Annotated in this window: 18 protein-coding genes and 1 pseudogene; 3 read left to right on the top strand and 16 right to left on the bottom strand. The window is 72.2% G+C overall.

The window, feature by feature from the left end; all coding sequences use genetic code 11:
- Positions 1–38: 38 nt before the first annotated feature.
- From mpaA1 to RKD05_RS01985, 9 genes and pseudogenes are all read right to left on the bottom strand, one after another.
- Complete coding sequence (gene mpaA1, locus RKD05_RS01945; RefSeq protein WP_022878247.1) at positions 39–176, bottom strand: MpaA1 family daptide-type RiPP; 138 nt, start codon at positions 174–176, stop codon at positions 39–41.
- Entirely contained in the window at positions 173–1375 is a 1203-nt protein-coding gene (locus tag RKD05_RS01950) for an iron-containing alcohol dehydrogenase (protein WP_424707691.1), read from the bottom strand. The genes mpaA1 and RKD05_RS01950 overlap by 4 nt, the downstream gene beginning before the upstream one ends.
- Positions 1372–2619, bottom strand: a complete 1248-nt coding sequence (mpaD, locus tag RKD05_RS01955) for a daptide-type RiPP biosynthesis aminotransferase (RefSeq protein ID WP_424707693.1) — start codon at positions 2617–2619, stop codon at positions 1372–1374. The genes RKD05_RS01950 and mpaD overlap by 4 nt, the downstream gene beginning before the upstream one ends.
- On the bottom strand, positions 2616–3653 hold the full coding sequence (mpaB, locus tag RKD05_RS01960; RefSeq protein ID WP_424707695.1) for a daptide biosynthesis RiPP recognition protein: 1038 nt from the start codon (positions 3651–3653) through the stop codon (positions 2616–2618). Before mpaB ends, mpaD begins: the two co-directional genes overlap by 4 nt.
- A gap of 240 nt (positions 3654–3893) precedes the next feature.
- Positions 3894–5712: pseudogene (locus tag RKD05_RS01965) on the bottom strand (ABC transporter ATP-binding protein).
- Positions 5709–7598 carry an ABC transporter ATP-binding protein gene (locus RKD05_RS01970; protein ID WP_424707697.1) on the bottom strand — a complete coding sequence of 630 codons (1890 nt, stop codon included), beginning with the start codon at positions 7596–7598 and terminating at the stop codon, positions 5709–5711. Before RKD05_RS01970 ends, RKD05_RS01965 begins: the two are co-directional and overlap by 4 nt.
- Positions 7599–8345: 747 nt before the next feature.
- Entirely contained in the window at positions 8346–8843 is a 498-nt protein-coding gene (locus tag RKD05_RS01975) for a methylated-DNA--[protein]-cysteine S-methyltransferase (protein ID WP_424707699.1), read from the bottom strand.
- Entirely contained in the window at positions 8840–10357 is a 1518-nt protein-coding gene (locus RKD05_RS01980) for a DNA-3-methyladenine glycosylase 2 family protein (RefSeq protein ID WP_424707700.1), read from the bottom strand. Before RKD05_RS01980 ends, RKD05_RS01975 begins: the two co-directional genes overlap by 4 nt.
- Before the next feature lie 277 nt (positions 10358–10634).
- Positions 10635–11867 (bottom strand): MFS transporter, encoded by a 1233-nt coding sequence (locus RKD05_RS01985; protein ID WP_424707702.1) that lies wholly within the window; start codon positions 11865–11867, stop codon positions 10635–10637.
- An 81-nt stretch (positions 11868–11948) separates the two neighbouring features.
- Here RKD05_RS01985 and RKD05_RS01990 point away from each other — a divergent pair, with 81 nt between their 5' ends.
- Positions 11949–12821, top strand: coding sequence for a LysR family transcriptional regulator (locus RKD05_RS01990; protein ID WP_063258636.1), 873 nt, complete (start codon positions 11949–11951; stop codon positions 12819–12821).
- 67 nt (positions 12822–12888) lie between these two features.
- Here the strand turns inward: RKD05_RS01990 and RKD05_RS01995 are convergent, their stop codons facing one another.
- The 6 genes from RKD05_RS01995 to RKD05_RS02020 form a co-directional block, all read right to left on the bottom strand.
- The gene (locus RKD05_RS01995) at positions 12889–14898 is read right to left on the bottom strand and encodes a hypothetical protein (protein ID WP_424707703.1); all 2010 of its coding nucleotides are present in this window, start codon (positions 14896–14898) and stop codon (positions 12889–12891) included.
- A 142-nt stretch (positions 14899–15040) separates the two neighbouring features.
- Positions 15041–16108, bottom strand: a complete 1068-nt coding sequence (locus tag RKD05_RS02000; protein WP_424707705.1) for a glycosidase — start codon at positions 16106–16108, stop codon at positions 15041–15043.
- 2 nt (positions 16109–16110) lie between these two features.
- A complete protein-coding gene (locus RKD05_RS02005; protein WP_424707707.1) occupies positions 16111–16938 on the bottom strand; it encodes a carbohydrate ABC transporter permease in 828 nt (275 codons plus the stop codon).
- Complete coding sequence (locus tag RKD05_RS02010; protein ID WP_424707709.1) at positions 16935–17909, bottom strand: carbohydrate ABC transporter permease; 975 nt, start codon at positions 17907–17909, stop codon at positions 16935–16937. Before RKD05_RS02010 ends, RKD05_RS02005 begins: the two co-directional genes overlap by 4 nt.
- A 1-nt stretch (position 17910) precedes the next feature.
- Positions 17911–19194, bottom strand: a complete 1284-nt coding sequence (locus tag RKD05_RS02015; protein ID WP_424707710.1) for an extracellular solute-binding protein — start codon at positions 19192–19194, stop codon at positions 17911–17913.
- 38 nt (positions 19195–19232) lie between these two features.
- Positions 19233–20258: a LacI family DNA-binding transcriptional regulator gene (locus RKD05_RS02020; protein ID WP_063258642.1), complete on the bottom strand. Its 1026-nt coding sequence runs from the start codon at positions 20256–20258 to the stop codon at positions 19233–19235.
- Between the two features lie 258 nt (positions 20259–20516).
- On the opposite strand from RKD05_RS02020, the gene RKD05_RS02025 reads away from it, so the two are divergent.
- On the top strand, positions 20517–21944 hold the full coding sequence (locus tag RKD05_RS02025) for a dihydrolipoyl dehydrogenase family protein (protein WP_424707712.1): 1428 nt from the start codon (positions 20517–20519) through the stop codon (positions 21942–21944).
- 18 nt (positions 21945–21962) lie between these two features.
- Positions 21963–22478 (top strand): DUF1697 domain-containing protein, encoded by a 516-nt coding sequence (locus RKD05_RS02030; protein ID WP_424707714.1) that lies wholly within the window; start codon positions 21963–21965, stop codon positions 22476–22478.
- Positions 22479–22858: 380 nt separating this feature from the next.
- Here RKD05_RS02030 and purH read toward each other — a convergent pair whose 3' ends face one another.
- Positions 22859–24469: a bifunctional phosphoribosylaminoimidazolecarboxamide formyltransferase/IMP cyclohydrolase gene (purH, locus tag RKD05_RS02035; protein ID WP_424707715.1), complete on the bottom strand. Its 1611-nt coding sequence runs from the start codon at positions 24467–24469 to the stop codon at positions 22859–22861.
- Between the last annotated feature and the right edge of the window lie 37 nt (positions 24470–24506).

Here is a 24506-nt window from a genome sequence, read left to right on the forward strand (position 1 = left end):
GGTGAGGGTGAGGGCTGACGGCGTGCGTCCGGGATGTCTCAGGTCGCGATCGCGACGCCGATGCCGACGACCGTGAGTCCGGCGAGGACTCCCTGGTAGAAGCTCTCCCAGCTCGGTGCCTCGAGCGCGTCCAGTTCCTCGAACTGCAGCGGAGGGCTCATCGTGAGACTCGTCATATGTGTTCACCTCCCCCCGCGGGTGTCGACGTGTGCGTGGGGCGGAGGCGGGACGCCTCGGCGGGTGGGTTCGGGTCCCACCGCGCCCGATCGAGGACGTCCCGCACGTCGGGGGCCGAGAGGCCCGATAGCGCCGTCCCCCGACCGCCCCACCACCGCTCCGCCCGGACGGCCATGGCCTCCCGGGCCTCCGCGTGAGGTCGCGGAGCGAGCGGCAGTCCCCAGCGCGCGATGAGGGCGTCGATGCCGGCCGCCGGGGCGAGGGGAAGCCGCGCGTCGCGGGTCGCCTCGCGCCAGAACGCCTCCAACGGCTCGGCCGAACCCCAGCGGGTGTCGCCGTCCTCGATGCGCTGCCACACGCGGGAGACGACCGAGGCCGTCGCCCGCATCTTCGTCGTTCGGGCGACGAAGGAGACCTCGTTGGCGAGATACCAGTGGCGGGGGCTGAAGGGCGCACGCCCGCGCAGGGCGGCGCTACGCTGCGTCGCCGCGCTCAGACGCGCGATCCGCAGACGGCACGCCGGCGTCAGGGCGCTGTGGCCCGCGGCCAGCAGAGCGCGCGCGATCGCGACGGCGTGCGCATGTGCGCGCGGGTGGGCGCGGTCGGCGGTGCTGACCCCCGCGAGACGCAGGAGGGCCTCGAGGCATCCCGCGCGGACGTCGGTCGCGTCGAGCGTCGCGTAATGCGTCGCGTCGAGGACGGCGTACCGCGGCCGCACGGCTTCGCCGACGAGGACCCGGGCGCCTGCGCGGGTGCGGACGATCGCGACGGCGTTGGTCTCCGCCGAAGTGCCCACGGTCGTGGGGACGGCGACGACCTCGATCGGCCGGTGCCCGGGTGCGGGCAGCGGCACGACCGCCGCGCCCTCGGCCCGTTGGAGCGCCCACGCCACGGTCGCGGGGCCCAGGGCTGCGACGGCGACCGCGTCGAGGACCGTTCCCCCACCGACGGCCACCACCGACTCCGCCCGCACGTCGGCCAGGCGGTCGGCGAGAGCCGCGACCGTTGCGGCATCCACCGTTCCGACCTCGATCGGCACGACCGCGACGGGACGCGCGAGGCCCTCGGCCAGCGGCGCAAGGCGCGCGTCGACCACTACCACGGTCCGGCGTCCGGTCGTCACGCGCGCGCACGCGGCGCGGGCGATGCCCGACCCGGCGACGAGCGTCGACCTGCGGCGACGCGGGACGGCGCTCACGCGGCCGCCTCCGTCACACGGGTCAGACCCGCACGGATCGCGGCGTCCAGCTCGGCGAACGCGGCGTCGTCGTACCCGTAGCCCGGGATGAGCTGGATGCCATCCACCCCGGGATGCACGATCGCACCGGCCGCGGCGATGGCGGCGACGGCATCCGGGATCCGTTCGGGCGAGAGTCGCGCGTCGTCGCTGTCGGCCAGCGCCACGGCCAGGAATGCGCCGCGCCCCCGGACCTCGACGGCGAGGCCGTCGCGGACCAGCGCGTCGGCGAGCGCCCGGGCGCCCAGGCCCACGCGGTTCGTGGCGGAGAGGATCTCCGGACGTCGGAACTCGTCCGCCACGGCGAGAATCGCCGCCGCGACCGCGGGGGTTCCGGCCTGGGTCTCGCCGTGGACGAACGTCGCGCGCCGGTCGGCGAACGCCGAGACGACACGGGGACCGACGAGCACGGCCGCGGCACCGAGCGCGCCGTTGGTGAGGGCCTTGGACAGCACGAGCAGATCCGGCGGCCGCGACCACTCCCCCGACGCGAACAGCGGGCCGGTGCGCCCGAAACCCGTGGCCACCTCGTCGGCGACGACGAGGAAGCCGTGCTCGTCGCGCGCGTCCAGCGCCGCCTCGAGGAACGCCTCCGCGACGGGGTGCGCTCCCGTGCCGAGGACCGGCTCGATCACGATCGCGGCCATGCGGGCACCCTCGCGCCGCAGCAGGGCCGTGAGCTCCCCCGGGTCGGTGGCGTCGACGTGGCGCACCGCCCGGCGATCGAGTGCGTAAGCCCCCTGGCCGAGGGCGTCGCCGCTCAGCGCGTGGCTGCCGTACATCGTGCCGTGGTAGCTGCCGCGGAGCCCGACGACGAGCGTGCGGGCCGGTTCGCCCCGCTCGATCTGGAACTGCCGTGCGAGCTTCATCACGGCGTCGTTGGCCGCGCCACCGGAGGTCGAGAAGATCACGCGGCGGTAGCGGTCAGCACCGGCGAGGTCGATCAGCGCCGCGGCCGCCTCCCGCGCCGGCCGGTGCACGCCGCGGAAGAGGGTGAGGTACGACGCCTCGTGCAGGGCGCCGGCGACCGCCTCGGCGATACCGGGGTGACCGTAGCCGAGCGGGACGTTCCACAGTCCGCTGGTGGCGCAGAGCCGGTCGGATCCGTCGGCGAACCGCACGCGGTGCCCTCGCGCCGAGACCGCGACACGGTCCGGGGCGAACGCGCGGTCCGCGGGCGACATCGCCGACCAGACGGGCGTCACGCCCCCGCCCCGACGGCCGCGGAATCGGCCGCCGGCACGCCGGGGCGCACCCCGAGCAGCCGCTCCGCCTCGGCGCACAGTGCTCGCGCGGCCTCCGCGGACAGCCGCTCGGTGCGGGCGAGACGATCCGCCGCCACGGCCACGTCGGTGGACGCCTGCAGTGTCGCGACGACCCGGACGGTCCGCTCGGGCAGACGCTGACGCCGGCGCGTGCGGAGGTCGATGAGCAGGACGCCGTCGGGCGTGCGCACGAGGAACGGGTCGTCGGCGCGAACGACCCCGCCGCCGCCCTCACCCGCGTCGGGGAGCGCCGACCAGCCGAACCCGTCGATGCAGAGATCGGATGCCGCGAGCCCGAGGATCGCCGCGAGCTCCGCCGCGTGCACGAAGCGCCCGAGCCACGGCCGGGCGGCGAGGTCGCTGGTCAGGTCCGCGGGCACGGCGATGCCGGCCAGAGCCTCCCACCGGTAACGCGGCGACACGAGCGCACCCGCGAGGTCGTCCGCCACACCGATCGCCCCACCCTGCGCCCCTGCGGTGAGCCGCCCGTCGGCGTGCACGTGCACCGCTCGCGGCGGGGCCGACGCGAACGGATCGTCGAGCACGTCGGCATCCGCGAGACGAAGCCGCGGGTCGATCATCGGCGACGTGAAGACGCCGGAGGCGCGCGCGAGGTCGGCGTCGGCGAGAAACGCCCGCCACCCGTCGGCGTCGAGGAAGCGCATCGCGGTCGGCCCGACGAGTTCGACGTACGCGGCCGCGGCATAGTGCTGCAACTCGACCGCGTACCCGGCGACGTGGAGGACGTCGCCCACCTCGTCGAAGGCGCCGTCGAAGCGGACGACGTGCGCCGCGGTCTCGACGGCTGCGTCTGACGGCACGAGCAGGACATCGTCCACCGTCACCGCCGCGGCGGCCGGTTCGACGGGCGCGCCCGGTGCGCAGAACACCGCCCGCCGGAGCGACGCGTGGCGCCCCGTGATCCATTCGCCGACGATCCGCGCGTCTCGCGCGTCGACTGCCCCTCGTGTCACCGACACATCCCCCTCGCTACAGCTCCGCGCACTTCCGGAGCGCGGAGGCCCTCCGCGAAGCGGGGGACCGAGAGAAAATGTATACATGCACTCGTGCGAGTGCCAGGGTGCGAACGACCGAATCACCCGGCCGCTTCGACGCGATCACCAGCGCGTGCGGCGAGCGTCAGATTCGACCGGAAATGGGGTCGGAAATGAGGGATGCCACGACCCTGAGGCCGTGGCATCCCTCCCGTTCCGTCAGACGAGCGACTCCCGCCACGACGCGTGCAGTTGCGCGAACTTGCCGGTGCCGGCGATCAGCGCGGCCGGGGTGTCGTCCTCAATGATGCGGCCGTGCTCCATCACGAGCACCCGGTCGGCGATCGCGACCGTCGACAGGCGGTGCGCGATGATGATCGCCGTGCGGTCGGCGAGCAGCGTCTGCAGCGCGTCCTGAATGAGCCGCTCGCTCGGGATGTCGAGCGACGCGGTCGCCTCGTCGAGGATGAGCACCGCGGGGTCGGCGAGGAACGCGCGCGCGAACGAGATCAGCTGCCGCTGGCCCGCCGACACGCGTCCGCCGCGCTTGTTCACGTCGGTGTCGTACCCGTCGGGCAGCTTCTCGATGAACCCGTCGGCCCCGACGGCGCGGGCGGCCGCGCGGATCTCGTCCATCGTCGCGTCGGGCTTGCCCAGGGCGATGTTGTCGGCCACCGTTCCGCTGAACAGGTACGCCTCCTGCGTGACCATGACAATCGCGCGGCGGAGGTCCTTCGGGTGCAGACGGCGGAGGTCGACGTCGTCGAGGGTCACGGCCCCGCGCGTCGGGTCGTAGAACCGCGACACGAGCTTCGCGAGCGTCGACTTGCCGGCACCGTGTGGTGCCGACCAGGGCTATCGTCTGCCCCGCGGGGATGTCGAGCGTGAAGTTCGGCAGGATGACGCGGTCGTCGGAGTACCCGAACGTGACCTCGTCGAACCGCACGTGACCGCGGGCGCTCCAGAGATCGACCGGGTCGGTCGGATCGGGAACCGTGGGCTCCTCCTCCAGCACGCCGGACACCTTTTCGAGCGCCGCCGTCGCCGACTGGTACGAGTTGAGGAAGAACGCGACCTCCTGGAGCGGGGCGAAGAAGTTCCGCACGTACAGCACCGCGGCCGCGAGCACACCGATCTCGAGTGCTCCGCCGATCACACGACCGCCGCCCCACAGCAGCACCACGGCCACCGAGACCGAGGCCACCGCCATCAGCGCCGGCTCGAACGTTCCGAACAGCCGGATCGAGCGCATGTTGACGTCGCGGTACTGGCCCGCGAGGTCGCCGAACTCCTCGTCGTTGCGCGGTTCCTTGCGGAACGCCTTCACGGCGCGGATGCCGGTCATCGTCTCGACGAACTTGACGATCACCTGCGCGCTGACGACGCGCGACTCCCGGTAGACGACCTGCGAGCGGCGGTAGAACCAGCGCATCAGCAGGTAGAGCGGGATACCCATGACCGTCAGCACGAGCCCGGACTGCCAATCGAGGAGGTACAGCGCGCCGAGCGTGAACAGCCCGTACAGCACGCCCGACACGAGCTCGTTGAGCCCGCCGTCGAGGAGCTCGCGGATCGTGTCGAGGTCGCTCGTCTGACGCGAGATGATGCGGCCCGACGTGTACGACTCGTGGAACTCCAGGCTCAGTCGCTGGGTGTGGAGGAAGATGCGCTTGCGCAGGTCGAGCATGATCGCCTGCGTCAACCGCGCCGCCACGACGACGTACCATCCGATCAGCACGGCCCCGCCGATGCCGGCGGTGAGGTAGATCGCGACGACGAGGATCGTCGGCATCCAGTCGTTGTTCTGGATCACCGCGGGCAGGGCCGTGTCGATGCCGATCGCGATCAGCGCGGGCCCGGCGACGCGCAGCGCCGTCGAGACGACGAGCACCGCGGCGGCGAGCACGAGCTGCCAGCGCAGCGGCGACACGAGCGAGCCGAGGAGCCGCAGCGAACGCTGGCGGATCGCGCGGCTCTCGTCGCGCGTGTAGTCCGAGCGGTCTTCGCCGCTCGTCCCGGTGACGGTGGTCGCGCTCATCGGGTCGCCTCCTTCGCGGGCTGGGATTCGTCAGTGGATGCCAGGCCCGAGCCGTCCGTACGGAGGATCGGGATCGCGCCGGTCTGCGCCTCGCGCTCGGCCTCCGCCTCTTCCAGGCTCGAGATCACGTGCCGGTACGCCTCGCTCTCACGCAGCAGGTCGGAGTGCGTGCCGACGGCCGCGATGCGGCCGTCCTGCAGCAGGGCGACCCGGTCGGCGAGCGTCACCGTCGAGGGACGGTGCGCGACGACGAGCGCCGTGGTCTCGCTCAACACCTCGCGGAGCGCATCCTCGACGAGCGCCTCGGTGTCGACGTCGAGGGCCGACAGCGGGTCGTCGAGGACGAGCACGGCGGGGCGCGCCGCGACCGCGCGCGCGAGCGCGAGTCGCTGACGCTGACCGCCGGACAGGCTCAGCCCCTCCTCGCCGATCACGGTGTCGAGGCCGTCGGGGAGGTCGTGGACGAAGTGCGCCTGCGCGACCTGGAGGGCCTCGGTGAGCACGGCCTCGGCCTCGGGCGACCCCGGCTCGAGGTCCTCCCGACCGAGCAGGACGTTGGCGCGGACGGTCTGCGAGAACAGCGTGGCATCCTCGAAGGCCATGCCGACGTGACGCCGGAGCTCGGCGAGCCGAAGCTCGCGCACGTCGACGCCGTCGAGCAGCACGCGGCCACCCGTGACGTCGTACAGGCGACCGGGCAGGGTCGTGAGCGTCGTCTTGCCGGAACCGGTCAGACCCACGAGCGCCATGGTCTCCCCCGGCCGTAGCGTCAGGTCGACGCCGTCGAGGAGGTCGGGCTCGGAGTCCGCGGCATCCTGATACCGGAAATGCACGCCCTCGAGCACGAGCTCGCCGCGGGGCGCGGCGATCGTGCGCGGCTCGGCCGGGTCGACGATCGTGTTCTGCTCGTCGAACACCTCGAAGATGCGGTCGGTCGCGGTGCGCGCGTCGAGCAGGAACGAGAACAGGAAGCCGATGGACTCCATCGGCCACCGCAGCACCGTCGCCATGGCGAAGAACGCCACGAGCTCGGCGACCTGGAGCTGACCGAGCTGCGTGAGCACGATGCCCGCGCCCAGGCACACCGCGAACGCGATGTCGGGCAGCAGCACGAGCCAGAACCAGATCCAGCCGACGGCGCGCGCCTTACCGAGCTCGGTCTCACGGAGGGACTCGGCCTGCCGCGTGAACTTCTGCAGCGCGTGCTTCCCGCGGCCGAAGGCCTTCAGGACACGGATGCCGTGCACGCTCTCCTCGACCGAGGTCGCCAGGTCGCCGGCCTGGTCCTGGCTCTGCCGCGTGAGGGCGCCGTAGCGCTTCTCGAAGCGGTAGCCCGCGTACCAGAGGGGCGCCGAGGCGATGAGGAACAGCGTCCCGAGCAGCCAGTGCCAGCGGAACAGCAGCACCGCGCCGATCGCGATCGTGAGGATGTTGACGACCAGCAGGATGAGACCGAACGCGAGCCAGCGGCGCAGCATGCTGATGTCCTGCATCATGCGCGAGAGCAACTGCCCCGACTGCCAGCGGTCGTGGAACGCGACGGGCAGGCGCTGCAGACGCGAGTAGAACGACTGGCGGAGGTCGTACTCGACGCGGGTCGCGGGCGCCAGCACGAACCAGCGCCGCAGCCACACCATGCCCGCCTCCGCGAGCCCGAGGCCGAGGATGAGCACCGCGCCCCACGCCAACTGCGCGGGGTCGCCGGAGCCGATCGGACCGGCGACGAGCTGCTCGAGGACGAGCGGGATGGCGAGCGCGAGCACGCTCGCGCCGAGCGCGCTGACGGCGCCGAGCACGAGCCGGGGGATCACGGGCCGGGCGATCGGGAGCAGGCGCGCGAGGGAACGGAGCGTCGACAGTTGAGGGCGGTTTTCTGCGGTGGTCATGATCCTCGTGGGGTCGAAGCGACGCGCCGGATGGGCGCGGGAAGGGGATGCCAAGGGCCGGCGGAGTCCGCCGGGACGTGCGATGCGCGAGCGGTCGGAGCGCTACGGGCGCCGCGCGGCGACGGCGGAGAACGCGGCACGCACGACGGTGGAGTCGATCTGGTCCATGGCATCCTCCTCGTTCGGTGCGCAGCCGCAGAAGCCCGGGGGGCGGGGCGCGGCAGCTTTTCAGGATATGCCTGAGAGTCAGCTGGGGGCAAGGATGGATTCTGCGGGAGGCTGGCGCGGGGTGGGGGCGCCGGGGGCTGCGGCACAAACTCCGCGATCTGCACAAGCTCGGCGGCATCCGACCCCACCCGGCTGAGGTGATGCGGATCACTGAGGTTCCGCGGCGCGTCGGGCGCCGCGGGGCCCGCGGCGCAACCTCCGCGATCTGCACAAGCTCAGTGGCATCCAGCCCATCCGACTGAGGTGATGCGGATCACTGACGTTGCGCTTCGGGCCAAGCGCCCGCGTGCGCCGGGGTGTCAGCCCGCGGCACAAACTCAGCGATCTGCACAAAGTCAGCGGCATCCGACCCCACCCGGCTGAGGTGATGCGGATCACTGAGGTAACGCGGCGGGCCGGGCGCCGGAGGCCCGCGGCACAACCTCCGCGATCTGCACAAAGTCAGTGGCATCCAGCCCCATCCGGCTGAGGTTGCGCGGATCACTGAGCTTGCGCGGCGGGCCGGGCGCCACGGCGGGGTCAGGCCGCGGCTTCGCGCTCCAGCAAGCGGCGCTTCACGTCGACGCCCCACGCGAAGCCGCCCATCGTGCCGTCGCCGCGCAGCACGCGGTGGCACGGCACGAAGAGCGCAGGCGCGTTGCGGGCGCAGATGGATGCCGCCGCGCGCACGGCCGCGGGCGAGCCCAGGGCCGTGGCGAATCCGGTATAGGTCAGGGGTTCCCCGGGCCGGATGCTCCGCAGCGCGGCCCATCCCCGCTGCTGCAGCGGGGTGCCGAACTGCACGACCTCGACGTCGTCGATCGCGGCGAGGTCACCGTCGTAGTACGCCGCGACGGCCGCGGCCGCGCGCGTCTCGCCCGACACGATCCCGGCGGGGCGGTGGGCGGGGCGCAGCCGGGCGAGCACGGCATCCGTGTCGTCCGTCCATCCGGCGACGAGCACGCGGTCGGCGTCATCGGCGAGGATCGCGAACGGCCCGTCGGGGGTGTCGAGGAACTGGAGGGTCGCGGTGCTCACGGTGCGGGTTCGCTTTCGGTCGAGGGGGTCGGGGTGCGCCACGCCTGCGTGACGGGGGCGGCGTACCAGTAGTGGGCCATGGCGTAGCTGCGCCACGGAGCCGCGCGTACGGACCAGGCCGTGAAACCGGGCGGATCGGACGGGAGCCCCAACGCCGCGGCGCCGGCGCGAGCGGCCACGTCGCCGGGCAGGAGCACGTCGGGGTCGCCAGTCACCCGCATGCGGACGTAGTCGGCGGTCCACGGGCCGATCCCCCGCATCGCGAGGAGGCGCGCCCGCTGCTCGGCACCGTCGTCGCCCGGCCCGAGCGGCAGCGAGCCGTCGGCGAGTGCGGCGGCGGCCTCGACGATCGCGCGGCGGCGCGCGGTCGGCCCGCGCAGCACGTCGAAGCCGTGTTCGGCGATGACCGCGGGGTCGGGGAAGAGCGTCATCGGGATGCCACCGATCTCGGTGCGCTCGCCGAGCTCTGCCGACAGCCGCCCCTGCATGGTGCGCGCCGAGGCGACACTGATCTGCTGGCCGATCATCGCGCGGAGCAGCATCTCGGCGGCATCCATCGCTCCGGGCACCCGCACGCCCGGGATCGCGGCGACCGCGGGGGCGAGTTCGGGATGCCGGGCGAGCGCCTCGTCGATCGCGAGCGGATCGGCGTCCAGGTCGAACAGACGCCGGACGCGCGCGATGAGGGTGCCGAGGTCGGCGAGGGCGGTGAGCCGCGCGCGCAGGCGCAGCCGGGCGTCGGCGTCGCGCCGCACTTCGAACCACGCCGGACCGCCCGGCATCCGGATGACCCGCCCGAAGGAGGCGTCGCCGCCGACCTCGACGCCGGGGATCGCGTGCGCGCGCATCCAGCCGAAGAGACCGACGGTGTCGATGGGCCCGCGCGCGGGGAGCGCGAGGTCGATCTCGCCGACCGGAACGGTGCCCGCCGCACGGGATCGCCTGGCGCGGAGGGCGGTCGGTGACAGGCCGAAGACCTCGCCGATCGTCTCGGTGAACTGCCGGACGCTCGAGAACCCCGCCGAGAACGCGACATCGGATGCCGGTAGGTCGGTGCCCACGAGGAGCGCCCGGGCCGTGTGGGCGCGCTGCGCCCGCGCAAGCGCGAGCGGCCCCGCGCCGAGTTCGGCGGTGAGCAGGCGTCCGAGGTGGCGGGAGGAGTAGCCGAGCCGCCGCGCGAGGCCGGGGACGCCCTCGCGATCGACGACGCCGTCGGCGATGAGGCGCATCGCGCGGGCGGCGACGTCTCCGCGGACGTCCCACGCCGGGGATCCCGGCGCGGCCTCGGGCAGGCAGCGCTTGCACGCGCGGTAGCCCGCCTCGTGCGCCGCCGCCGAGGTCGCGTAGAACGTGACGTTCGCCTCTTTCGGCGTTCGCGCGGGGCAGCTCGGACGGCAGTAGATGCCGGTCGAACGCACCGCCGTGACGAACTGCCCGTCGAAGCGCCGGTCGCGCGACTGGATCACGCGGTAGCGCTCGGCGAAGCCCCGTGCGTCGGCGGCTGTGAGGGTCATGGCATCCACCCTGCCATCCCCCACCGACATGCACCGGCGGAAATCGGACACGAGGGTGGGGCCGGTGGGGCGAGCGCGCGACCCGTCCGCTGTTGAGTGTCCAAGACACGCGGACGGGGCCGAGGCGGCTCCGCGTGTCTTGGACACTCAACGGATCAGCCCCGGGCCACGAGCGCACTCGGCGGCACCCTGAATATTCACCGTCCAAGACACGCGGACGGGTCCGCGTGGCATCCGCGTGTCTTGGACACTCAGGGGTGCCGCGCGGGCCGGGGCGTCACGCGAGCGGCGCGGTCTCGCGGAGGATCACCAGGCCGCCCCAGATCGACAGGGCCAACACCAGCACGACGAAGCCGAGGAACACCGGCACCAGCGGGAGGGCGAGGAGCGCGACGCCGACGGCCAGCGGCGGCACGGTCATTCCGGCGAAGGCGAGGAGGAAGACGCCGGAGGTGATCTCTCCGCGGGTGCGGGGGTCGGCGAGCGACCCGGCCGTCGCGAGGGCTCCGCGGAAGAGCAGGCCGACGCCGGCGCCCGCGACGATGCCGCCGACCACGAACAGGATGCCGGAGGTCAGCAGGTCCGCCGCGGCGAGGCTCAGGAGTCCCGCGATCATGGCGACGAGTCCCAGCCGCAGCTGCGCGCGGGTCGAGCGGCCCGCGAACACGACCTGGGACACCGCAGCGGCACCGAAGACCGAGAACGACACGGCCCCGGCGACGAGGTGATCCGTGACGCCGAGTCGGCCGGCGAGGAACGTCGGGGCGACCGAACCGAAGAGCCCCGTCACGGCGAAGGCGGCGAAGGCCGCGGTCCCCGCGGCCCAGTAGGCGCGGCGTCCGTCCGCGGGGATGCGGACCCGCTGCGGCCGGTACCGGAAGGACCGATCGACCTCGACGGTCTCGGGCACGAAAACGTACGCGAGGCCGAGGGCGAGGAAACCGACGAGGAACACGACGTACGGCAGCACGAGCGGTGCCGGGGTGAACTCGGCGAAGAGGCCGCCGATCAGCGGGCCGAGGGCCAGGCCGCCCATGTTCGCGACACCCGCGACCGTCGCGGCGAATCCCGGGGATGCCGGGTGCGACACGCGCCGCAGGTCGGAGAGGTGCGCGGTGGCCGAGGCCGTGAGGAGGCCGATGCCGAGCCCGGCGACGAGGCGGGCGGCGATGACGCTGGCGGCGTCGGCGCGCAGCACGAACACCAGGGCCGCGGCGATCTCAAGGACCGTCGCCGCCAGGATGAGCGGGCGGCGACCGAGCCGGTCGCTGAGGTGCCCGGCCAGGTACAGCGACACCATGACGCCGATGGAGTACGCGGCGAACATCACCGTGATGAGGAACGTGGGGAAGCCGTCCCGCGCCTGGTACAGCGCGTAGAGCGGGGTCGGCACCGTGTTGAAGGCCATGAGCGCGAGGAACGTGGCGGCCGTGACCCAGAACCCGGTCCGGTGCGAGAGACGCGCGGATGCCGCGGGGGCGGCGACCGGAAGGGTGATCGAGGAAGTCATGACCTCAGGATGCCGCGGACTTCGCATCGAGGGAAACGAACGTTTTCGATCATAGCGATCGATTCGCTCTATCATCGCCCCATGGAGACGCGCTTGCTCGAGTACTTCGTCACGGTCGCCGACGAACGCAACGTCACGGCCGCAGCCGCTCGGCTGTTCGCGGCGCAATCCACGGTCTCGGCGGGCCTCGCGAGCCTCGAGCGCGACCTGGGCGTGCGCCTGTTCGAGCGCTCCACCAAATTCGTGCGCCCGACGGCCGCGGGCGACGCGCTCCTCCCCCTCGCCCGCGTGCTGCTCGCCGATCTCGACGCGCTCCGCGGGGTGGCATCCGAGTCCGGGACCGGAGTCCGCGGTCTCGTGCGCATCGGGACCTTCGCGGGCCTGCGGGTGATCGACCTGCCCGAGATCCTCGCCCGTCTCCGCCGCACGCACCCGCTGGTCGACGTGCGGGTCACGGTCTCGACCACCGGCTCGCGCGGGCTCTTCGACGAACTCGATCGCGATCGTCTGGATCTGGCGCTGACGGCTCTGCCCCCGGCATCCGGTGCCGTGTCGAGGCACCTCGCGTCGTTCCCCTACATGGCCGTGCTGCCCGAGGCGCACCCGCTCGCCCGCGTCGACGGACCGGTCGCCCTCGCCGACCTCGCCGACGACGACTGGATCGATGTGCTCCCCGGGTTCGGCAACCGCGTGCAGCTCGACCGGGAGCTCGACCGCCTCGGCATCGCGCGGCACGTGCTCGCCGAGGTGGGCGAGCTCGCGGCGGTGCCCGAGTACGTCGCGGCCGGGCTCGGCGTCGCCGTGATCCCGGACGTGGTGCCGACGACCGGATGCCGTGTCCGCCCCGTCGCGGACGACCTCCCGCCGTGGACCGTCTCGCTCACCGTCGGCGCGGCCGCCGTGCACCGCCGGCACGTGCAGGCGGTGGTGGAGGCGATCCACGCCCCGGGGTGAGCGCGTCGGATGCCACCGCGGCGCCGACCCCCGCGAGGTCGGCGCCGCGGTCAGGCAACGTCGGCGCTCAGCGCTCCGCGACCGCGAAGCCGCCGGAGGGCAGGAGCACCGTGATCTCGCCGTCGAACGCCGTCGTGCGCAGCAGCCGGCCGCGCGCGTCGTAGACGCGCACCGTTCCGCCGCCCGATACGGTCGTGCGCTCGGCACCCGGCGCGCTCGACTGCACGAGCTCGCTGCGGCTCCCGGCGCCTTCGAGGACGAGACGCGACACGAACGGCCGCACGATGAGCCCGTCGAGCACGAGGTCGCCGCGCTGCGCGGTGACTTTCAGCTCCGTCTGCCGCTCGGACACGGGGGCGGTGAGCGCGTGCGGCAGCAGCGCACCGGGGGTCGGCGAGATGCCCTGCGCGGGACCCGTGACCTTCAGTACGCCGTTCCCGCGCCAGCGCGAGAGCGACTGCTCCCCCGGCTGCGAGAACACGACCGGCTCGACCCAGCGCTTCGTGTCCGCGGGACCGATGCCCCACGTCGCGCTCTGTCCGGGCTTCAGGGTGAGGGCGTCGCCCGACCAGCTCGACTCGCCCGTCCACGACGTCGGCGTCGACACGGTGCCGTCGGTGGAGGTGGCATCCTCCGCCTGGACGAACGTCAGGCCGACGCGGTCGGTGACGGACGTGAGCGCCGTCGCCCGTGCGGCGATCGCGGGATGCGCGTCGAGCGCGAGGGCGGTGAGCAGGCCGTGGATGGTCGACTCCGCCCCGCTGTTGCGGTTCACCGTGCCGTCGGGCTGCAACCCGTCGAATGTCACGCCGGTCGCGGGGTCGTACATGCGCGCGCCGGCATGGTTGCCGCCGAAGAACCATGCGGCCTGGATGCCGGCGAGGTCGGCGAACGCACTCGATCCGGTCGTGTCCGCGAGCGCCACGAGCGACTGCACGCGGGAGTCCGCGCCGTACGCGATCTGCACCCGGTCGGTCGGGCTCGGGAACCAGCCGTTGTCCGGCCCGCCCGCGGTGAGGAGCGTCGTCGTGAAGCCGGTGGCGTCGGCGATCGCCGGACCCGCCAGCGCGGGGTCGTCGAGGACGTCGGCCGCGACGGCGAGCGCCGCGGGCATCTGCGAGCCCCACGCGTGCCACATCGCGGGCGATTGCGCCCACGGGAGCACCGCGCCGTACGGCCATTCGCGGGAGGTCCCGGATGCCATGGCCGCCACGCCCTCGGCGAGCTCCCGTGCCGCGGTGGTCGAGGAGTCGTCCCCGGCCCGCACGGCGGCGGTCAGTCCGAGGACCGCCTCGGCAGAGGCATCCGCCCCGTCCACGATCAGCCACGCGGGCACCCTCTTGCCGTCGGCCTCGACGTACTGGCCGTACTTCGACAGCACCTCGCGCTCGATCGCGCCGCGCGACAGGGCCAGGCGGTCCTTGAGGAACGCAGCGAAGTCGGGGTCGTCGTCAGCGAACGCCGCGTACCCCTCACCGAGCGCCCACACGGTGCGGGCGAGCCAGTAGCTCGGGCCGGAGTCGGACGGATCCGGCAGCTCCACCGGCTCCGCAGAGGGGTTCAGCTCACCGTCCGGCTGCATCCACAGCACGACGTTCCCGGCGTCGGGGCCGTCGGTGGTCTGGTGGTACGCGACCGTGCGGAGCAGCTCATACGCCTTGTGGCGGCTGTCCGCGTCGCCCGTCTGCTTCCAGTGCCGCAGGTAGACGACCGCGGCGCGCGTGGTGTCGTCGGCGTTGTAGGCGCCCTGACCCCAGTCGCCGGTCGCGGGGTCGAGGGCGCCGCCGCCGATGCGCTCGAACGTCCCGCCGTCGCGGGCGTCGGCGTAGGTCCACGGCGCGAGGAGCGTCGGCTCCTCGGCGAGGCGGTAGGTGCTGTGCCCTTCGACGCCAGCCGGCGTCGGCGAACCGAGGAGGAAGTCGAGGTGGTCGAGGTTGGTCAGCGGGGCGGCCGGGGCCGTGGCGGACGGGGCGGTGGCGGCCGGGGCCAGCGCCGACGCCGGTGCGGCGCTCAGCGGCACCGCCAGGGCGACCGCGCCCGCGAGGGCCAGGCCGCGCGCACTCCATCGTGCGTTCATGGGGGGATCCTTTCGATGGGGGTGGGGCACAACTCCTGCGAAACCGCCCGCCGTCCACCCGAGGGCGGTGGTGAGGGCGATCCCGCAGGAGTTGTGACCGCGCCGCGCCCGGACCCTCACGGCGCCGGACGCGGCGCGGGTCTCAGTCGGTGCGCTCGAGCAGGGCGACGCCGATCTTCGAGTCGGCCATGCCGTAGAACACGAAGTGGCGGCCGTCGATCTCCTCGATCGCGGTCGGGAAGACGACGTTCGGCACGATGCCGCTGCGCTCGTCGTCGGTCTCGGGGGCCAGCAGCGGCTCGGGCGTCCGGGCGATCACGCGGCTGGGGTCATCGGCATCCAGGATCAGAGCACCCGCGGCGTAGTTGACCTTCTGCTGCTGCGAGAACGCGCTGTCGATCACGCCGGTCACGCCGTGGTGCAGCACGAGCCAGCCCTCGGGGATCCGCAGCGGCGGCGGTCCCCCGCCGATCTTCACGGCCTCGAACGGGAACGCAGGTCCCGCGACGAACCGGTGCTGCTCCCACAGCGCGAGGTTCGCGAGGTTCTCCCGGACGGATGCCACGGGCACGTAGCTGATCCAGATGGACTGCCGCTCGTCCTCGACGCCGGCCGGCACCCGCACGCCCTGCCCGGGCTTGGTCTCGCCGAGGTCCCACATGGGCCGGTGCAGCACCGCGAACGCCTCGCTGCCGTCGGGGGCCGTGACCGTCTCGGGGAAGAAGACCGTGTCCTTGTTGTGGAACAGGTTCAGGTCCATGTCGAGGTCGTCCTGGTACCGGAACAGCACTGGTCCGAGACGCCGCCAGTCGCGCAGGTCCTCGGAGACGGCGACGGCGGTGCGCGGCCCCAGGGGGCCATAGGCGACGTACGTCATGACGTGCATGCCCAGGGCTGCGATCCAGGTCGTGCGCGGGTCTTCGGTTCCCGCGTTGTCGGCGCCGCGCTCCCACCCGCGGTCGGGCTGGAGCACCACGCCCTCGCGTTCGACGGCCACGGGCACACCGTCCTCGACGACGACGCGGGCGAGGCCCACGCGCGACACGTTTCCCTCGGCGACGAGGCGCGGCAGCAGGTACAGCTCGCCGTCGGGGCCGCGGCCCGAGGCCGGGTTGAGCACGCCCTCGGCTTCGTCGGTGTTCCCGGGCTCGGGGGTCATCACCACACCCACACGTGTGAGGCGGTAGGGGACGGGGGAATCGGGGGTCATTGTCATCCTTTCACTCCGGATCCGAGGTCGTTGGAGGTGAAGTAGCGCTGGAAGATCAGGAACAGCGCCACCGCGGGGGCGGCGAGCACGACGGCGCCGGCCATCATCGCGCCGAAGGGGTTGGTCGTGGATGCCGCGATCGTGGAGATGAAGTTCGCCAGCGACACCGCGAGCGGCTGCATCGTGGCGTCCTTCGTGATGAGGAAGGGCCACAGGAACTCGTTCCACGGACCGATGAAGGTCAGCAGCACCGCGGTCAGCAGCGCGGGGCGCACGAGCGGCAGCGCGACGCTCCAGAGGAGCCGGAACTCGTTCGCTCCGTCGATACGGGCGGCGTCGAACAGCTCCTTGGGGAGCTGCAGGAAGTACTGCCGGAAGATCACGACCGCCGTGGAGTTGATGAAGAACGGCAGGATCATGCCCAGGTAGCTGTCACTCAGCCCGTAGTCGCGGGCGATCATGACGTACAGCGGGATCATCAGCAGCTGGAACGGGATCACCTGCACCAGCAGCACGAGCGCGAAGGTCGCCGACCGGCCGCGCCACTTCAGCACCGCGAGCGCGTACCCGGCGAGCACCCCGAACACGACGGTGCCGAGGATCACTCCCCCGGTGAAGATCCCCGAGTTCACGAGGCCCTTCAGCAGGTTGATGCGTCCGTCGATCGCGGTGTAGTTCTCGAGCGTCAGGTTCGACGGGTGCGGGAACGCCCCCGCGATCGAGGTGTCGGGGTTCGTCTGCAGCGAGCCGACCACCATGTAGTAGAAGGGGAACAGGAACGCCAGGGCGCCGAGCGTCAGCACGCCGTAGGTCACGACCTTGGTTCTCATGATTCCTCCCTCCCCACGAACCGGCGCTGGAGCGCCGCGATGATCAGCACGAAGATGATCAGCACCACCCCGATGGCCGCGGCCACGTCGGGGTTCTGCTGCTCGATGCCCTTCTGGTAGATGAGGAGCACGGGCGACGTCGACGCGCCGTTGGGGCCGCCGCCGTTGGTGAGCAGGTACGGCTCGGTGAAGAGGTTCGCGCCGGTGATCGTGGCCAGCAGCACCACGAGGAACGTCGCCGGACGCACGCCCGGCACGGTCACCGAGAAGAACTGCCGGAGGCGTCCACCGCCGTCAACCGCAACCGATTCGTACAGCTCGCGCTGCACGTTCTGGAGCGCCGCGAGGTACAGCAGGATGTAGAACCCGAGCCCCTTCCACGTCACGAACAGCGCGATGGTCGGCATCGCGAGCGCCGAGTTGACCAGCCACGACGGGTTCGGCGCGAGCGGGCCGAGGGCGTTGTTGATCAGCCCCGAGTTCGAGAACAGGAACAGCCACACCGCGACCACCGCGACGGATGCCGTGACGTAGGGCACGTAGAACGCGACGCGGAAGAACGCGCGGGCGCGCACCACCCGGTCCAGCGCCGTGGCCAGCACGATCGAGAGCACGACCGTCAGCGGGACGTTGATGAGCAGGAAGATCCCGACGTTGCCGAACGACCGCCACACGGCCGGGTCGCTGAGCGCGGTGACGTAGTTGTCGAGCCCGACGAACGGCCGAGCGACGTTCGCGCCCGGGGCGGTGAAGAAGTAGTCGTGGAACGACATCCACACCGCGAACCCGATCGGGTACGCGAAGACGACCGCGATGAAGATCAGGTACGGAGCGGAGAACAGGATGCCGAGCGGCTGCGCCCCGAGGAGGCGGCGCCGCTTCTTCCCGGCATCCGTCGCTCCCCCCGCACGACCGGACCGGCCGGGGTCGCCCCCGGTCCGACCGGGCGTGCGGGTGAGATCGACGGTCATGTCACTTCCCCGCCGCGAGCTGGTCGATCTGCGTCTGGGCGTTGGATAGGAAGGTGTTCACGTCCTCTTCGCCGAAGATGACCGCCTTGGAGTACTCGTCGCGGAACGCCTGCCAGATCTCGACCGAGCTGACCACGTTCGGCACCTCGACGGTGCGCGCGGCCTGGTCGCCGAACTGCTGGTAGGCCGGGTTGGCGCTGAAGTAGTCGGCGTACGTGGTGGTCAGGTCGGTGCGGAGCGGCATCTGACCGGTCTCCTCGAGCCACTTGCCGTCCTGCTCCTGGCTGGTGGCGAACTTCAGCACCTCCCACGCGGTGCCCTTGTTCTGGCACGCGGTGAAGAGGCCGACGTTCTTCGCGTCGCTGAAGGTCCACGTCTGGTCGGCCGCGGTGCCCTTCTCGGTGGGGACGGGCACGGCGCCCCAGTTCACCTTGTCCTTGTAGACCGAGACGGCCCACGGCCCGACGATCGCCATCGCGGCCTTGCCGTCGGCGAACGCGTCGCCCTGGTACTGCTCGTTGCCTGCGAGCTTGTCGGTGTAGATCGTGCGCCAGAAGTTCGCGACGGCCTGACCGTCGGCGTCGTTGAAGGTGGCCTTGCCGTCCTCGACGAGCTGCTTCCCGCCGGTCTGCGCGGCGTACAGCGGGTAGAAGTCGAACCACGACTGGAAGAACTCGCTCGTGGGTGCCGGGTTGATGGCGTAGTCCGAGACGCCCGCCGCCTTCAGCTTCTGCGAGGTGGCGAGGAACTCGTCGTACGTCGACAGCTGCGGCTTCTCGGGGTCGAGGCCGGCCTTCGCGAACAGGTCCTTGTTGTAGAAGATCATCACCGGGTTGCTCTTCCACGGCAGCTGGTAGAAGCCGCCGTCGTCAGAGCGGTACTGGTCGGCGAGGTCGCCGCTGCGGTCCTTGATGTACTGCTCGCCGTCGGGGAAGTCCGACAGGTTCACGAGACCGCCCTGGCGCTGGAACCCGGGCACCGCCGCGGGCGAGGTGTTGAACACCAGGCACGGGGCGTTGCCCGCGGTGATCGCCGCGCCGATGACCTCTTCGCTGGAGGACCCCGCGGGGATCTCCTGCGCCGTGATCTGCTGGTCGGGGTGGTCGGCGTTCCAGGCCTCGACCATCTGCTGGCCCCACGCGATCTCCGCGGAGTTGTTCGAGTACCAGATCGTGATGGGGCCCTTGGCATCCATTCCGGATGCTCCCCCGCCGCCTCCGCTGCACGCGGAGAGGGCGAGGATGCCGGTGGCGGCTACTGCTGTGGCGAGAATGCGTCGTCGCATGTCTTCCTCCTTGTGGGGCGGGCGGGGGCCCGCGGGTGTCAGCTTCGGGTCGGCGGCGCGGTGGAGTCGCGCACCTGCAGACCGGGGTCGGCGAGGGTCTGGGCCTCCGCGGCGGCTCCGCCGATCGCGGCGAGCAGAGCGCGCGCCGCGGCCGCTCCCCAGCCGCGCGCGTCGGTGGAGACGCTCGTGAGCGCGGGGAACAGGTGCCGGCCGAGTTCGGTGTCGTCGAAACCGGTGATCGAGAGGTCGCGGGGCACCGACAGGCCGCGGCGCTGCGCCGTGCCGAGCCCCGCGACGGCCATGTTGTCGTTCGAGTACACGATCGCCGTCGGCGGCACCTCGGCGTCGAGGAGCGCCGTGGTCGCCCGCGCCCCGTCGGCGGCGCTGAAGTCCGTCTCGACGACACGGGCCCGGATGCCACGTGCCCGCGCCGCAGCTTCGAACGCCGCTGCGCGGTGGCGTCCATGCAGCATCGCGAACGGGCCTGCGACGTGCGCGATGTCGGTGTGGCCGAGGTCGGCGAGGTGGTCGACCGCGAGGCGGATGCCGGCGCCGTCGTCGACCGAGACCGAGGTGAAGGGGCTGTCGACGTCGGGGACGCCGAGGGTCACGGCCGCGATGCCCAGGCTCGCGACGAGGTCGATCCGCGGATCGTCGGCGCGGAGGTCGGAGAGGATCACGCCGTCGACGCGGCGGTCGGCGGCGAGTCCGCGGTAGGTCTCGTCCTCATGGCGACCCGGGGTGGCGGCCGCGAGCACGAGGACCTGGCCCGAGACGGAGAACTCGTCCTCGACACCGGCGATGAACGACGGGAAGAAGGGGTCGGCGGCGATGACGTCGGGGCTGCGGCCGATGACGAGACCGCATGCGAAGGCCCGTCCGACGCTGAGCGACCGCGCGCGCAGGCTCGGGCTCCAGCCCATCTCGGCGGCGACCGAGAGGATGCGGTCGCGGGTGTCGGGGGCGACTCCGGCGCGGCCGTTCAGTGCGAACGACACGAGGCCCTTGCTGACCCCCGCGCGGCGCGCGACGTCGGCGATCGTGGGTCGCGTCTCATTCGTCATGTTGCACCTCGTCGTGGCATCCGTCGGTCTAAACCGGTTCAGTGAGATCGAGCCTAAACCGGTTCAGGGGATGCGTCAACCCCGCGCGCGAGCGACGACCGGGCGACACCCGGTCGGCCTTCTAGGTTCTGGGGCGCGTATCGCGCACCGGGGCGTGCGTTGCGCGCCCCGGTGCCCCGTTCGCACCCCGAACCGATCGCCCGGGGCCGCACGCCGCAACCCCTCCCCCGTGTCGGCGGGGATCGATAGCGTGGGGGCATGAGCGAACGCGAATTCGACCTGATCGTCATCGGCGCCGGCCCCGTCGGCGAGAACGTCGCCGACCGTGCCGTGCAGGCGGGTCTCACTGCCGTGATCGTCGAATCCGAGCTGGTCGGCGGCGAGTGCTCGTACTGGGCGTGCATGCCGTCGAAGGCGCTGCTGCGCAGCGGCGCCGCCCTCCGCGCCGCCCGCGACGTCGACGGCGCGAAGCAGGCCGTCACCGGTGATCTCGACATCGCCGCGGTCCTCCGTCGCCGCGACTCCATGACCAGCAACTGGAACGACGCCGGGCAGGTGTCGTGGCTCGAGGGCGCGGGCATCGAGCTCGTCCGCGGCCACGGCCGCCTCACCGGCGAGAAGATGGTGCGCGTCACCGCCGACGACGGCACGACGACCGACCTCGTCGCCCGCCACGCGGTCGCGGTGTGCACGGGGTCCGCGGCGCTTCTCCCCCACATCCCGGGCCTGGCAGACATCGAGCCGTGGACGAGCCGGGAGGCGACCTCGGCGCAGACGATCCCGGGGTCGCTCGCGATCCTCGGCGGGGGCGTCGTCGGCGCCGAGATGGCGACCGCGTTCGCGAGCCTGGGTGCCGACGTCACGATCGTCGCGCGCTCGGGGCTGCTGGGCGGCACCGAGCCGTTCGCCGGCGAGCTCGTCGCGGATTCCCTCCGCTCACGCGGCGTCACGGTGAAGACGGGCGTGGATGCCACGGCCGCCCGCCGCGACGACGACGGGCGCCGCGTGCTCGAGCTGTCCGACGGCACCACGGTGACCGCCGACGAGGTGCTCGTGGCGACCGGCCGTGTTCCGCGCACCACCGATCTCGGGCTGGAGACCGTGGGCCTCGAGGAGGGGTCGTGGCTCGACGTCGACGACACGCTCCTCGTGCGCGGTTTCGACTGGCTGTACGCCGTCGGCGACGTGAACCACCGCGCGCTCCTCACGCACCAGGGCAAGTACCAGGCCCGGGCCGCGGGCGACGTGATCGCCGCACGCGCGCGAGGCGGCGAGGTCGACGACAGCCCGTGGGGAGCCCACGTCGCGACCGCCGACCACGACGCCGTTCCCCAGGTCACGTTCACCGACCCGGAGGTCGCATCCGTGGGCCTCACCGCGAAGAAGGCCGAGGAGCGCGGCCTCAACGTCAGAGTGCTCGACTACGACCTGGCGCACGTCGCGGGGTCCAGCGAGCAGTCCGACGCGTACGTCGGCCAGGCCCGCGCGATCGTCGACCTCGACCGCGGGGTGCTCGTCGGCGCGACCTTCGTCGGCCCCGAGATCGCCGAGCTGCTGCACTCCGCGACGATCGCGATCGTCGGCGAGGTGCCGGTGAAGCGGTTGTGGCACGCCGTCCCGTCGTACCCCACGGTCAGCGAGGTCTGGCTGCGCCTCCTCGAAACGCTCGGCCGCGACTCCGCCTGAGCGTCGAGGGGCGCGAAAGTGAGCAGGACGGTCGCGCTGATCCGCGGTGTCGGTGGCCCCACGGCCATGAAGATGCCCCTGCTGCGCGAAGTGCTGGCATCCGCGGGTCTCGATGGTGTCGTAACCCTGCAGGTGGCGGGGAACGTCGTGCTCGACGACGGCGGCCGTTCCCCCGACGAGATCGCCGGGACGATCCGGGATGCCGTGCGCGCGGCGTTCGGCCACGACCTTCCGGTGATCGTGCGCTCGCACGCCGAGCTCGCCGAGGCGCACGCCCGTAACCCGTTCGCCGATGCCGCCGAGGGGCGGTGGGTGCAGACGGTGTTCCTCGACGCCGCGCCCACCGTCGCGTTGGAGGTGCCCGATGGCATCCCGGAAGAGGCCGTGCTCGACGGCCGCGAGGTGTTCGTGCGCTATCCCGAGGGCATCGGCGGCTCGAAACTGCAGGCCGGCTGGTTCGAGAAGCGCCTCGGCGTCACGGGCACGGCCCGCAACGCCAACACGATCGCGAAACTCATCGACCTGAGCGCCTGACGCCCCGCTCGGTCGCCGGGTCGTCGGCGCCCAGTGCTGCGACGGCGGCCGGCGCCGCCGCGTCGGCGCCCAGCGGTGCGCGGTGCACGGGAGAGCCGCATAAACGCTGTCCAGCCGCATAAACGCGCGGACAGGGCGTTTATGCCGACGGCGAGCGTTTATGGCAGCACCCACCGCCCGCACCGCCGCGCCGAGCCCCGGTGCCGAGCGCGCGACACCCCATCGCACACCCCGCCCCCACACATAAACGCTGTCCGGCCGCATAAACGCGCGGACAGCGCGTTTATGCCGACAGCGAGCGTTTATGGCAGCACCCACCGCCCGCACGAACGCCGCCGCCCCCGCAACCGAAGTCGCGGGGGCGCCGGGAACACCGCGCGTCAGTGGAAGAAGTGACGCTCGCCGGTGAAGAACATCGTGACGCTGGCGGCGCGCGCGGCGTCGATGACCTCGGCATCCCGCACCGAACCGCCGGGCTGGATGATCGCCGAGATCCCGGCGTCGATCAGCACCTGCGGGCCGTCGGCGAAGGGGAAGAAGGCGTCGGATGCCGCGATCGAACCGGCTGCGCGATCGCCCGCGCGCTCGACCGCGAGGCGGCACGAGTCCACGCGGTTGACCTGGCCCATACCGATGCCGACCGTCGCCGAGCCCTTCGCGAGCACGATCGCGTTGGACTTCACGGCGCGACACGCCTTCCAGGCGAAGATGAGGTTCGTCATGTCCTCGTCGGCGGGGCGCTCGCCCGAGACGAGTTCCCAATCCTTCGCGACCGACTCGATGTCGGCGGGGAACCGGTCGGCATCCTGCAGCAGCAGACCGCCCGAGACGAGGCGTACGTCCATCGGCTCCTGGCGCCAGTCGGCGGGGAGCTGCAGCACGCGCAGGTTCTTCTTGAGCTTGAAGACCTCGAGGGCCGCGGGCTCGAAGTCGGGCGCGATGATCACCTCGGTGAAGATGTCGCGGAGGTTCTCCGCCATCTTCAGCGTCACGGTCCGGTTCGCGGCGATGACGCCGCCGAACGCCGAGACAGGGTCGCACTCGTGCGCGCGCAGGTGCGCCGAGGCGATCGGGTCGAGCGCGTTGGGGGCGGCGACCGCGATGCCGCACGGGTTCGCGTGCTTGATGATCGCGACGGCGGGCTTCACCATGTCGAACGCGGCGCGCAGCGCGGCGTCGGCGTCGACGTAGTTGTTGTACGACATCTCCTTGCCCTGCAGCTGCGTCGCCTGCGCGATGCCGTGGCCGCCGACGCGCGTGTAGATCGCGGCGCGCTGGTGCGAGTTCTCGCCGTACCGCAGCGTCGACAGACGCTCCGCCTGGATCGTCAGGTGCGCGGGCAGGTCGATGTCGTCGCCGATGGTGCCCTCGGCGAACCACGTCGACACCGCGGTGTCGTACGCGGCGGTGTGCGAGAAGGCGCGCGCGGCGAGTTCGCGGCGCTGCACGAGCGACGTGCCGCCGTCGCGCTGCAGCGACTCGACGATCGCGGGGTACGACTCGGGCGAGACGACGATCGCGACGTTCGCGTGGTTCTTCGCCGACGCGCGCACCATCGCGGGGCCGCCGATGTCGATCTGCTCCACGACGTCGTCGCCCTCGGCTCCGGATGCCACGGTCTCGACGAACGGGTAGAGGTTCACGACCACGAGCTCGAAGGGCAGGATGCCGAGCTCGTCGAGCTGCGTCTCGTGGCTGGCGAGGCGCAGGTCGGCGAGAAGACCCGCGTGCACGTTGGGGTGCAGCGTCTTCACGCGTCCGTCGAGCGACTCGGGGAAGCCGGTGATGGCCGAGACGTCGGTGACGGCGAGCCCGGCGTCGCGCAGCAGCGTCGCGGAGCCACCGGTCGACACGATCTCGACGCCGGCCGCGGCGAGCGCCTCGGCGAACTCGAGCAGGCCGGTCTTGTCGCTCACCGACACCAGGGCGCGGCGGATGGGGACGACGTCACGGGGACGGTAGTCGGCGGGGTCGTGGCGGGGTCCGGCCATGGCTGCGGCTCCTGTGTCTCGTGGGGGTGCGGAACGC

The sequence above is a fragment of the Microbacterium sp. SLBN-111 genome (assembly GCF_049739645.1).
In the GTDB taxonomy this organism is placed as follows: domain Bacteria; phylum Actinomycetota; class Actinomycetes; order Actinomycetales; family Microbacteriaceae; genus Microbacterium.

Excerpts from the sequence above, each read along its gene's own strand:
- mpaA1 (WP_022878247.1), bottom strand. The coding sequence starts at position 176 with ATGACGAGTCTCACGATGAGCCCTCCGCTGCAGTTCGAGGAACTGGAC.
- RKD05_RS01970 (WP_424707697.1), bottom strand. The coding sequence starts at position 7,598 with ATGACCACCGCAGAAAACCGCCCTCAACTGTCGACGCTCCGTTCCCTC.
- RKD05_RS01980 (WP_424707700.1), bottom strand. The coding sequence starts at position 10,357 with ATGACCCTCACAGCCGCCGACGCACGGGGCTTCGCCGAGCGCTACCGC.
- RKD05_RS01985 (WP_424707702.1), bottom strand. The coding sequence starts at position 11,867 with ATGACTTCCTCGATCACCCTTCCGGTCGCCGCCCCCGCGGCATCCGCG.
- RKD05_RS01990 (WP_063258636.1), top strand. The coding sequence starts at position 11,949 with ATGGAGACGCGCTTGCTCGAGTACTTCGTCACGGTCGCCGACGAACGC.
- RKD05_RS01995 (WP_424707703.1), bottom strand. The coding sequence starts at position 14,898 with ATGAACGCACGATGGAGTGCGCGCGGCCTGGCCCTCGCGGGCGCGGTC.
- RKD05_RS02000 (WP_424707705.1), bottom strand. The coding sequence starts at position 16,108 with ATGACCCCCGATTCCCCCGTCCCCTACCGCCTCACACGTGTGGGTGTG.
- RKD05_RS02005 (WP_424707707.1), bottom strand. The coding sequence starts at position 16,938 with ATGAGAACCAAGGTCGTGACCTACGGCGTGCTGACGCTCGGCGCCCTG.
- RKD05_RS02010 (WP_424707709.1), bottom strand. The coding sequence starts at position 17,909 with ATGACCGTCGATCTCACCCGCACGCCCGGTCGGACCGGGGGCGACCCC.
- RKD05_RS02015 (WP_424707710.1), bottom strand. The coding sequence starts at position 19,194 with ATGCGACGACGCATTCTCGCCACAGCAGTAGCCGCCACCGGCATCCTC.
- RKD05_RS02020 (WP_063258642.1), bottom strand. The coding sequence starts at position 20,258 with ATGACGAATGAGACGCGACCCACGATCGCCGACGTCGCGCGCCGCGCG.
- RKD05_RS02025 (WP_424707712.1), top strand. The coding sequence starts at position 20,517 with ATGAGCGAACGCGAATTCGACCTGATCGTCATCGGCGCCGGCCCCGTC.
- purH (WP_424707715.1), bottom strand. The coding sequence starts at position 24,469 with ATGGCCGGACCCCGCCACGACCCCGCCGACTACCGTCCCCGTGACGTC.